We start from the raw sequence: 10189 nt of genomic DNA on the forward strand, positions 1-10189 counted from the left end.
CGGTACGGTCCGCGCTCCGCATCGCGCGGACCGCACCCGCCATCTTGCCGAAGAGCCGAAGGGAGTGGCGATGAGAACCGACTGCCAGTGCCTGTGCGCGCCGATGGGGCACGGGCGCGCGATCTGCACCGAGATTGCCGTGCCCGGGCTGACCGCCGTGCTGGGCCGGATCTCCCCGAATCCCGTGCCGGTGTGCCAGCACTGTCACCGCGCCGTCGTCAAACCCGCGTTCGCACCGCAATCGGGCTCGCTCGCGCCCGCCGCGGCACTCCAGGTCGCGGAGGTTGCTGCCGAAGGGTGCTGAGCGAACCGCGTATCGGTCCCTGACCGGCCCGGCGCCGGGTCCTTCGTCCCGGGGCCGATTTCGGTGTGCCCGCAACACTTTTGAGTCTTCTTCCGACGCTGGTATCGGCAGGAAACAGCCGGCCATTCAGATGAGGGATACGCCACACCATATAGTTGGACTTCCTACTTTATGGTGTCCAAGTGTCCATTGTGTAGGGATGACGGGGCGGCCCTGGTGCGGTCTCACCGCTGCGGGCCGGCATCGCCCGGCCGGCCGGTGTCACGGCGCACCACGGCGGTACGCGGACGGACTCCTCTCGATTCACCAGACTTTGCGCGCTCTGCGCGCACCGAGGAAAGGCAGCACGGTGACAGCCGAACTCACCCACTTCGTCGGCGGCAAGCCGGTTCCCGGTACGTCCGGGCGGTTCTCCGACGTGTTCGATCCCAGTACCGGCGCCGTGCAGGCGCGGGTCCCGCTCGCCTCGGCGGCCGAAGTGTCCGCGGCCGTGGACGCGGCGGTGGCTGCGCAGCGCGAGTGGGCGCGGTGGAATCCGCAGCGCCGGGCCCGTGTCCTCATGCGGTTCCTGGACCTCGTCCGGTCCGAAGAGGACAGTCTGGCGCGACTGCTGTCCTCGGAGCACGGCAAGACGGTGGCCGACGCGCGCGGCGACATCCAGCGCGGCCTGGAGGTCGTGGAGTTCGCGGTCGGCATCCCGCACTTGCTCAAGGGCGAGTTCAGCGACAGCGCGGGCACCGGCATCGACGTCTATTCGATGCGCCGGCCGCTGGGGGTGGTGGCAGGGATCACGCCGTTCAACTTCCCGGCGATGATCCCGTTGTGGAAGGCCGGCCCGGCGATCGCTTGCGGTAACGCGTTTGTCCTCAAGCCGTCCGAACGCGACCCGTCGGTGCCGCTGCGGCTGGCGGAGCTGTTCCTGGAGGCGGGTTTGCCGCCGGGCGTGTTCTCCGTGGTCAACGGCGACAAGGAAGCAGTCGACGCGTTGCTGGTCGACCCGCGCGTCGCGGCGCTCGGCTTCGTGGGTTCGTCCGACATCGCGCAGTACGTGTACGAGCAGGCCGCGGCGCACGGCAAGCGGGCGCAGTGCTTCGGCGGTGCGAAGAACCACATGATCGTGATGCCCGACGCCGACCTCGACCAGGTCGTGGAGGCACTGGTCGGCGCCGGGTTCGGCTCGGCCGGCGAACGGTGCATGGCGATCTCGGTCGCGGTGCCCGTCGGTGAGGCGACGGCCGACGCGCTCGTGGAGCGGCTGGCCGCGCGGACGCGCGAGCTGAAGGTCGGTGCGGCGCTCGACGAGACCGCCGACTTCGGCCCGTTGGTGACCGCGGCCGCGTTGCAGCGCGTGCGGGAGTACGTGGACCTGGGTGTGGCCGAAGGTGCGGAGCTCGTCGTCGACGGACGGGACCTCACCGTGCCGGGCCACGAGAGCGGGTTCTTCCTCGGCGCGTGCCTGTTCGACCGGGTGCACCCCGGGATGCGGATCTATCGCGACGAGATCTTCGGTCCGGTGCTGTCGGTGGTGCGTGCGGCGGACTACGAGGAGGCGCTGCGGTTGCCGAGTGAACACGAGTACGGCAACGGCGTGGCGATCTTCACCCGCGACGGTGACACCGCCCGGGATTTCACCGCGCGGGTGGACACCGGCATGGTCGGGGTGAACGTGCCGATCCCGGTGCCGATCGCCCACCACACGTTCGGGGGCTGGAAGCGCTCCGGTTTCGGGGACCTCAACCAGCACGGTCCGGACGCGGTGCGCTTCTACACCAAGACCAAGACCGTGACCTCGCGCTGGCCCTCGGGCACCCGGGAGAGCGCGAGCTTCGTCATGCCCACGATGGCGTGAGGTGACCCATGTGGCTGAGTGAGGAACAGCGCGGGCTGGGGGAGACGGCGGCGGAGTTCGCCGCCGAGCACCTCGCGCCGCGTGCGGTGGAATGGGACCGGGACAAGTATTTTCCGGTGGACGTGTTGCGCAAGGCGGCCGAGGTCGGATTCGGCGGTCTGTACCTGCCCGACGACGTCGGCGGGAGCGAGCTCGGGCGCCTCGAGGGGGTGCTGGTGTTCGAGGCGCTGGCCGAAGGCTGCCCGTCGATCGCGGCCTACGTGTCGATCCACAACATGGTCACCGCGATGATCGACCGGTTCGGCGACGAGGACCAGCGGCAGGCGTACCTGCCGCGGATGGCGACGATGGAGGCGCTGGGCAGCTACTGCCTCACCGAGCCGGGTGCCGGCTCCGACGCGGCCGCGCTGACCACCCGGGCGCGGCGCGAGGGCGACGAGTACGTGCTGGACGGGGTGAAGCAGTTCATCTCCGGTGCCGGCACGTCGGAGGTCTACGTGGTGTTCGCGCGCACCGGCGGGCCGGGCGCGCACGGCATCTCGGCCTTCGTCGTGGAGCGCGACACGCGGGGGCTGTCCTTCGGGCCGAACGAGGTCAAGATGGGCTGGAACGCCCAGCCGACCCGCCAGGTCCGCTTCGACGAAGTCCGGGTTCCGGCCACGGCGTTGCTGGGCGGCGAAGGTGGTGGGTTCCCGGTCGCGATGTCCGCTTTGGACGGTGGCCGGCTCAACATCGCGGCCTGCTCACTGGGCGGGGCACGGACGGCGCTGGCCAAGACCGTGCGGCACCTGACCGAGCGCAGCGCGTTCGGGGCGCCGCTGGCCGATGCGCAGGCGCTGCGCTTCCGCCTGGCGGACATGCGGACCGGGCTGGAGGCCGGGCGGACGCTGCTGTGGCGGGCGGCACACGCCTGCGACAGCGGTGACCCCGAAGCGACGGCCTTGTCGGCGATGGCGAAGCGGTTCTGCACCGACACGGGGTTCGAAGTCGCCAACGAGGCACTCCAACTGCACGGCGGTTACGGCTACCTCGCCGAGTACGGGGTGGAGAAGATCGTCCGCGACCTGCGCGTGCACCAGATCCTCGAAGGAACCAACGAGATCATGCAGTTGATCATCTCCCGCCGGATGCTGGCGGAGGCGGCATGAGCGACGTCGAGTTTCTCGTCCACAGTGGAGTCGGCCGGATCACCCTCAACCGGCCCCGGGCGCTGAACGCGCTGACCCACGACATGGTCCGGGCGGTCACCGAGCACCTGCTCGCGTGGCGCGTCGATCCGGTCGTGCGGGCCGTCGTGGTCGACGGGGCCGGCGACCGGGGGTTGTGCGCGGGCGGTGACATCCGGTCCATCCACGACGACGCCCGCTCGGGTGGCACCGCGTCGCTGGAGTTCTGGGCTGACGAGTACCGGATGAACGCGTTGATCGGCCGCTATCCCAAGCCCTTCCTCGCGGTGATGGACGGCATCGTCATGGGCGGCGGTGTCGGCATCGCCGCGCACGGCACCCACCGCGTGGTCACCGACCGCTCGAGCGTGGCCATGCCCGAGACCGGGATCGGCTTCGTCCCCGACGTCGGTGGCACCTACCTGCTCGCACACGCGCCGGGCCAGGCCGGCACGCACGTCGCGCTGACGGCGGGCCGGCTCTCGGCCTCGGACGCGATCCACTGTGGACTCGCCGACCACTACGTGCCCGCGCGGCGGCTGCCCGACCTGTTCGACGCCCTGGCGAGCCGGACGCCGGACGCCGCACTCGAGCTCGTCGCCGAACCGGCGCCGCCGAGCCGGCTGGCGGCGGCGCGGGCGTGGATCGACCACTGCTACGCGCCGGACACCGTCGAGGAGATCCTCGATCGCCTGCGTGGCGGGGGCGAGGAAGCGGTCTCGGCGGCGAAGGAGATCGAGGGCAAGTCGCCGACGGCGCTCAAGGTGACGTTGCGCGCGTTGCGGTCGGCCGCCGCCATGACCGATCTGGGCGACGCGCTGGCGCAGGAGTACCGGATCTCGCACCGCGCGTTCCGCTCGGCCGAGTTCGCCGAGGGTGTGCGTGCGCAGATCATCGACAAGGACCGCTCGCCCCGCTGGTCGCCGGCGACCCTGGCCGAAGTGGACGACGAGCTGGTGGCTTCGTATTTCGCCGACCTCGGTGAAGCCGAACTGAAGGGAGTGTGGGCACGATGACCATCGCGTTCCTCGGACTGGGCAACATGGGTGGCCCGATGGCCGCCAACCTGGTCAAGGCGGGGGAGCAGGTGACGGGTTACGACCCGATGCCGGAGGCCGTCAGCGCCGCTCGCGACAGCGGTCTGTCCCTTGCGGACTCTCCCGGGCAGGCGGTGGCCGCCGCCTCGGTGGTGATCACGATGCTGCCGAGCGGCAAGCACGTCCTCGACTGCTACCGGTCGATCGTGCCGCTGGCGAAACCCGGCACGTTGTTCGTCGACTGTTCGACGATCGAGGTGGCCGACGCCCGCGCCGCGGCCGAGCTGGCCGTGGCGGCGGGGCACCAGGCGGTCGACGCTCCGGTTTCCGGCGGGGTCGTCGGAGCGAGTGCGGCTTCGCTGACGTTCATGGTGGGCGGGAGCGCCCGCGCGTTCGCGGCGGCCGAGCCGTACTTGCGCGGTATGGGCGCGAAACTCGTCCACTGCGGCGATTCGGGCGCCGGGCAGGCGGCGAAGATCTGCAACAACATGATCCTCGGCGTCTCCATGATCGCTGTCAGCGAAGCGTTCGCGCTCGGACGGAAACTGGGCCTGACGGACCAGGCGCTGTTCGACGTCGCTTCGAGGGCGTCGGGCGCGTGCTGGGCACTCACCACCAACTGTCCCGTGCCCGGTCCGGTGCCGACCAGCCCCGCCAACCGCGCCTACGAAGGCGGCTTCGCCAGCGGCCTCATGCTCAAGGACCTGCGGCTGGCTCAAGCCGCCGCCGACGCCGTCGGCGTGCCGACCGCGCTGGGCCGGCACGCCACCGAGCTCTACACCGAGTTCGTCGCGGCCGACGGTCCCGGCCGCGACTTCTCCGCCATCATCACCACCCTTCTCGAGAACGGACCCGCATGAGCGAGACCATCACCGTCGGGAGTCCGGCGCCGCGGGTGGCCCTGGTGACCTTGAACCGGCCGAAGGCGCTCAACGCCCTCGACCTGCAGACCATGCGAGAGCTCACGACCACACTGGCCGAGCTGGACCGTTCGGCGGATGTCGGCGCGATCGTGCTCACCGGGTCCGAGCGGGCATTCGCGGCAGGCGCGGACATCAAGGAGATGGCGTCGCGCACCTTCAGCGAGATGCACGCCGAGGATTGGTTCGCCGGCTGGGACTCCCTGGCTCGCGTGCGCACCCCGCTGGTGGCCGCTGTCGCCGGCCACGCCCTCGGCGGCGGCTGCGAACTGGCGATGATGTGCGACCTGGTGATCGCCGCCGACACCGCCCGGTTCGGGCAGCCCGAGATCACCCTCGGGGTGATTCCCGGGATGGGCGGCTCACAGCGGCTGACCCGCGCGATCGGCAAAGCCAAGGCCATGGATCTCATCCTCACCGGCCGCACCCTGCCCGCCGGCGAAGCCGAACGAGCGGGCCTGGTGTCCCGGTTGGTTCCGGCGGCCGATCTGGTCACCGAAGCGGTCGCGGTGGCGACGAAGATCGCGTCGATGTCCAAGGTCGCGGCTGTCACGGCGAAGGAGGCCGTGAACCGCGCTTTCGAAACAGGGCTGAGCGAGGGTGTCCTGTTCGAGCGCCGCGTCTTCCACGCCCTGTTCGCCACGCACGACCAGAAGGAAGGGATGGCCGCTTTCACCGGGAAACGGCCACCCGAATTCCGCCACGCCTGATCGGCGCGGACGCTCCCGCCCGCCGAAGCTCCCACCACCGGAGGATCCCCGATGTCCGAGCACCTGCTCGCCGTCACCGCCAGCCCAGGCCGGCACGTGCCCGCGCGCATCGCGGGCCTGGTGCTGCCTTCGGACATCGAGGTGAGCGGCCTGCAGTTCAGCCGGCCACCGGGACCGAAGCTCTGGTGGATCCAGATGACGGTGCGGGTGCCTTGCCAGGAGCGGCTCGAGCTCCTGGTCAAGCGACTCAACCGGCTCGTCGAAGTGCTGCGGGTCGTCTGCGTCGAACCCGACGGGCACCTCCGGCAGTCGGTGTACGTGCGGCTCCGGCCGGACGCCGGGTCTCTCGCGCCGGTCGGTGAGCTCACCCGCTGGTTCCGGGCCGAGATCCTCGAGCTGAACAAGGACGGCCTGGTGCTGCACCTGGCCGCTGCTCCGGACCGGTGCGCGGCGTTCGTTTCGCTGCTTCGTCCACACGGGATCGTGGAGGTCACGACCACGGCCTTGTCGGGCTTCCGGGTGGCCAAAAAGACGATCAGCCACGTACCCCGGCCCGCCGCGCGCGAGTTTTCCCAGCGCTGAACACGATTCCCCGAGGAGAAGGGTTCCCATGACCGACTTGGCCGACACACCGAAGACCGCCTTCTTCGACACTGGCGGCGAGAGTTCCCCCGTGCAGCTGCTCGATCCCGCCGGGACCTTGCTGCACGGCGAGCTGAGGTCCGGCATGACCCCGGAGAAGGTTCGCGGCCTCTACCGGGACATGGTGCTCGCCCGGCGGTTCGACGAGGAGTCCTACCACCTGCAGCGGCAGGGCGAGCTCGGCCTGTGGCTGTCCTGCCGCGGCCAGGAGGCCGCACAGGTGGGCAGCATCCGCGCGCTGCGGCCGACCGACCACGTGTTCCCGTCCTACCGCGAACAGGCCGCGGCCCTGTGCCGTGGTCTCGAACCCGCCGAATTGCTGACGCAGTGGCGGGGAACCGCGCACGGCGGATGGGACCCGGCCCGCTACCGGTTTCACATCACGTCGCTCGTGCTCTCGACCCAGCTCTTGCACGCCACCGGGTACGCGATGGGCGTGGCCGCCGATCAGCGGAAGAATCCCGAGCTCGACGAGATCGTGCTCTGCTACTTCGGTGACGGCGCCGCGAGCCAGGGCGACGCGAACGAGGCCCTGAACTGGGCCGCCGTGACCAACGCGCCGCTCGTCTTCTTCTGCCAGAACAACCAGTGGGCGATCTCCACCCCGTCCAGCGCGCAGAGCCGGACGCCGCTGCACGTGCGGGCCGCCGGGTTCGGCCTCACGACGACGCTCGTCGACGGCAACGACGTGCTGGCCGTGCACGCGGCGACGACCGCCGCGGCCGGACGCGTGCGCGCGGGAGGGCCCCCGGAGCTGATCGAGGCGCGCACGTACCGGATGGCGGGTCACTCCACTTCGGACGATCCGACGCGGTACCGGGAATCCGGCGAGGTGAGTGCCTGGGAGGGGCGGGATCCGATCGATCGCGTGCAACGCCTGCTCGACGACCGGGGCTGGGCCGACGAGCGGTTTCTCCGGATGCTCGACGAAGAAGCCAAGGCGCTGTCCGAAACCACCCGGGAAGCCTGCCGCGCGCTGTCGGCTCCCCCGCTGGAGGACAGCTTCCGCAACACGCTCTCGACCGAGACCGCCGCGCTCCGCGCGGAACGCGAGCGCTACACCAAGTGGAGGGAATCCTTCGCATGAGCACCGTCACCGAATCCACCACCGAGACACTGACGCTCGGTGCCGCGCTGAACGCCGGACTCCGGCAGGCGATGGCCGACGACGAGTCGGTGGTCCTGCTCGGTGAGGACATCGGCGCCCTCGGGGGCGTCTTCCGGGTCACCGACGGCCTGCGTGCCGAGTTCGGCGAACACCGGGTGATCGATTCCCTGCTGGCGGAATCCGGCATCGTCGGCACGGCCATCGGGCTGGCGTTGCGCGGCTACCGGCCGGTGTGCGAGATCCAGTTCGACGGGTTCATCTACCCGGCTTTCGACCAGATCGTGTCCCAGCTCGCCAAGCTGCGCGCCCGGTCCGGCGGCCGGCTGAAGGTCCCGGTGACGATCCGCGTCCCGTGTGGCGGCGGAATCGGTGCGGTCGAGCACCACAGTGAGTCCAACGAGGCCTATTTCTGTCACACGGCGGGTCTGCGGGTCGTCGCGTGCGCCGGCCCCGCCGACGCGCACCGGCTGATCCAGCAGGCGATCGCCTGCGACGACCCGGTGATCTTCTACGAGCCCAAGCGCCGGTACTGGGACAAAGCCCCGGTGACACTCGGGCGGGTTCCCGCCGACGCGCCGGCCCTCGATCGCGCGACGGTCGTGCGGCCCGGCACGGACGTGACGGTTCTCGCGTACGGCCCGACTGTGCGGGTCGCGCTGGACGCGGCGACCATCGCGGAGTCGGAGGGACGGTCGCTGGAGGTCATCGACCTGCGCGCGCTCTCGCCGCTGGACCTCGACGCGCTCACGGCTTCCGCGGCGAAGACGGGCCGCGTTGTCGTCGTCCACGAAGCGCCCACGTTCGCCGGGCTGGGAGCGGAGATCGCCGCGTCGATCACCGAACGGTGCTTCTCCCTGCTGGAGGCCCCGGTCCAGCGGGTCGGTGGCTGGAACACCCCGTACCCGCCGGCGCGGGCCGAAGACCACTACCTGCCCGATCTCGACCGAGTGCTCGACGCGGTCGACGCCACCTACCAGTACTGAGCGCCACCGCGCCGAACCCCGGAGGGACCGAGATGGCGGAGAACCACCAGTTCACGTTGCCGGACGTCGGTGAAGGACTCACCGAGGCCGAGATCGTCAAGTGGCACGTCGCGGCCGGCGACACGGTCGAGGTCAACACGATCCTCGTCGAGGTCGAAACCGCGAAGTCGGTGGTGGAACTGCCGTCGCCGCACGCCGGCGTGATCGCGCGGCTGCACGCGGACGAAGGCCAGACCGTGGACGTCGGCGCGGTCATCGTCAGCTTCGGCGAAGGAACCGCCGGTGCGCAGGACGAGTCCGCGAGCGACCCGCGACCGGCCCTCGCCCCGCCGCCCGAGGCGGAGGAACCACAGGAGCAGCGGCAGCCGGTGCTGGTCGGTTATGGACCGAGCCGGGTGCAGGTGAAGCGGCGGCCCCGCAAGGCCGGGTACCGGAGCCCGGTGCCGCGCACCGCGCCGTCCGGGAAGCCGGACCGGCCGTACGCGGCGCCCCCGGTCCGGTTGCGGGCCAAGGAACTGGGCGTCGACCTGGGTGAGGTGGTGCCGACGGGCGGCCGGGGCCAGATCACGCGTACCGACCTCGACACCGCGCTCGCCCGGCGCTCGGCCGCCGCCCCGGTACCGGAGCCGGCCGAGACGCGAACTCCGGTCAAGGGCGTCCGCAGGGCGACGGCGGAGGCGATGGTCTCCTCCGCGTTCACCGCTCCGCACGTGACCGAGTGGGTCACGGTCGACGTGACGGAATCCTTGCAGCTGCTGGAACTGCTGCGTAAGGACCGCGCGTTCGCCGAAGCGCGGTTGACCCCGTTGGTCCTCATCGCGCGCGCGACGTTGTCCGCGCTGCGGGCGCATCCGGAGATCAACGCGAAGTGGGATGCCGAAGCCAACGAGATCGTCACCTACCGCGACGTCAACCTGGGCGTCGCGGCCGCGACGCCACGGGGTCTGCTCGTGCCCAACATCAAGGCCGCGCAAGCTCTCTCCACCCTTGAGCTGTGCGGTGCGCTGGCCGACCTCGTGACCCGTGCGCGCAACGGCAAGACACAACCCGACGAGATGGCCAGGGGCACGTTCACGATCACCAACATCGGCGTCTTCGGTGTCGACGGAGGCACGCCGATCCTCAACCCCGGCGAAGCCGGCATCCTCTGCGTCGGCCGGATCGTCCGCCGGCCGTGGGAGCACAACGGCGAGATCGAGCTGCGCAGCGTGTGCACGCTGTCCCTCTCCTTCGACCACCGGCTCGTGGACGGACAGCTCGGCAGCCAGGTCCTCGCGCACATCGCGCGGCTGCTCGCCCAACCCTCGTTGGCTCTCGTGCACTGATCCGGTCCGACTGTGATCCACGGCCCGACGCGGTGCGATCCGCCGGCCGGCCGCCCGCCCAGCAGCAGGAGACCGCCGAACGGGAGCGTGTAGCCGTTGACCACCCACGAAAGCCCGACGTGGGAGAAGGCGAGGTCGTGCTGGA

The 10189-nt window shown here is 70.6% G+C and carries 10 protein-coding genes; all 10 read left to right on the top strand.

Features of this window, described 5'->3' with window-relative positions; all coding sequences use genetic code 11:
- The first annotated feature begins 70 nt into the window (after window positions 1–70).
- The 10 genes from AB0878_RS45610 to AB0878_RS45655 all read left to right on the top strand — a co-directional run bounded on the left by AB0878_RS45610 (window position 71) and on the right by AB0878_RS45655 (window position 10044).
- Window positions 71–304, top strand: coding sequence for a hypothetical protein (locus tag AB0878_RS45610; RefSeq protein WP_366588959.1), 234 nt, complete (start codon window positions 71–73; stop codon window positions 302–304).
- A gap of 349 nt (window positions 305–653) precedes the next feature.
- Window positions 654–2153, top strand: coding sequence for a CoA-acylating methylmalonate-semialdehyde dehydrogenase (locus AB0878_RS45615; protein WP_366588962.1), 1500 nt, complete (start codon window positions 654–656; stop codon window positions 2151–2153).
- A gap of 8 nt (window positions 2154–2161) precedes the next feature.
- Entirely contained in the window at window positions 2162–3301 is a 1140-nt protein-coding gene (locus AB0878_RS45620) for an acyl-CoA dehydrogenase family protein (protein ID WP_366588964.1), read from the top strand.
- Window positions 3298–4335 (top strand): enoyl-CoA hydratase/isomerase family protein, encoded by a 1038-nt coding sequence (locus AB0878_RS45625; protein ID WP_366588966.1) that lies wholly within the window; start codon window positions 3298–3300, stop codon window positions 4333–4335. The genes AB0878_RS45620 and AB0878_RS45625 overlap by 4 nt, the downstream gene beginning before the upstream one ends.
- Window positions 4332–5216 (top strand): 3-hydroxyisobutyrate dehydrogenase, encoded by an 885-nt coding sequence (gene mmsB, locus AB0878_RS45630; protein ID WP_366588969.1) that lies wholly within the window; start codon window positions 4332–4334, stop codon window positions 5214–5216. The genes AB0878_RS45625 and mmsB overlap by 4 nt, the downstream gene beginning before the upstream one ends.
- Window positions 5213–5986, top strand: coding sequence for an enoyl-CoA hydratase (locus tag AB0878_RS45635; protein ID WP_366588971.1), 774 nt, complete (start codon window positions 5213–5215; stop codon window positions 5984–5986). Before mmsB ends, AB0878_RS45635 begins: the two co-directional genes overlap by 4 nt.
- Before the next feature lie 51 nt (window positions 5987–6037).
- Window positions 6038–6568: a hypothetical protein gene (locus AB0878_RS45640; protein ID WP_366588973.1), complete on the top strand. Its 531-nt coding sequence runs from the start codon at window positions 6038–6040 to the stop codon at window positions 6566–6568.
- A 28-nt stretch (window positions 6569–6596) separates the two neighbouring features.
- Complete coding sequence (locus AB0878_RS45645; protein WP_366588976.1) at window positions 6597–7715, top strand: thiamine pyrophosphate-dependent enzyme; 1119 nt, start codon at window positions 6597–6599, stop codon at window positions 7713–7715.
- The gene (locus AB0878_RS45650; RefSeq protein WP_366588979.1) at window positions 7712–8719 is read left to right on the top strand and encodes an alpha-ketoacid dehydrogenase subunit beta; all 1008 of its coding nucleotides are present in this window, start codon (window positions 7712–7714) and stop codon (window positions 8717–8719) included. Before AB0878_RS45645 ends, AB0878_RS45650 begins: the two co-directional genes overlap by 4 nt.
- A gap of 32 nt (window positions 8720–8751) precedes the next feature.
- A complete protein-coding gene (locus AB0878_RS45655; protein WP_366588981.1) occupies window positions 8752–10044 on the top strand; it encodes a dihydrolipoamide acetyltransferase family protein in 1293 nt (430 codons plus the stop codon).
- The last annotated feature ends 145 nt before the right edge of the window (window positions 10045–10189 follow it).

This window comes from Amycolatopsis sp. NPDC047767 (genome assembly GCF_040704195.1).
Taxonomy (GTDB): Bacteria; Actinomycetota; Actinomycetes; order Mycobacteriales; family Pseudonocardiaceae; genus Amycolatopsis.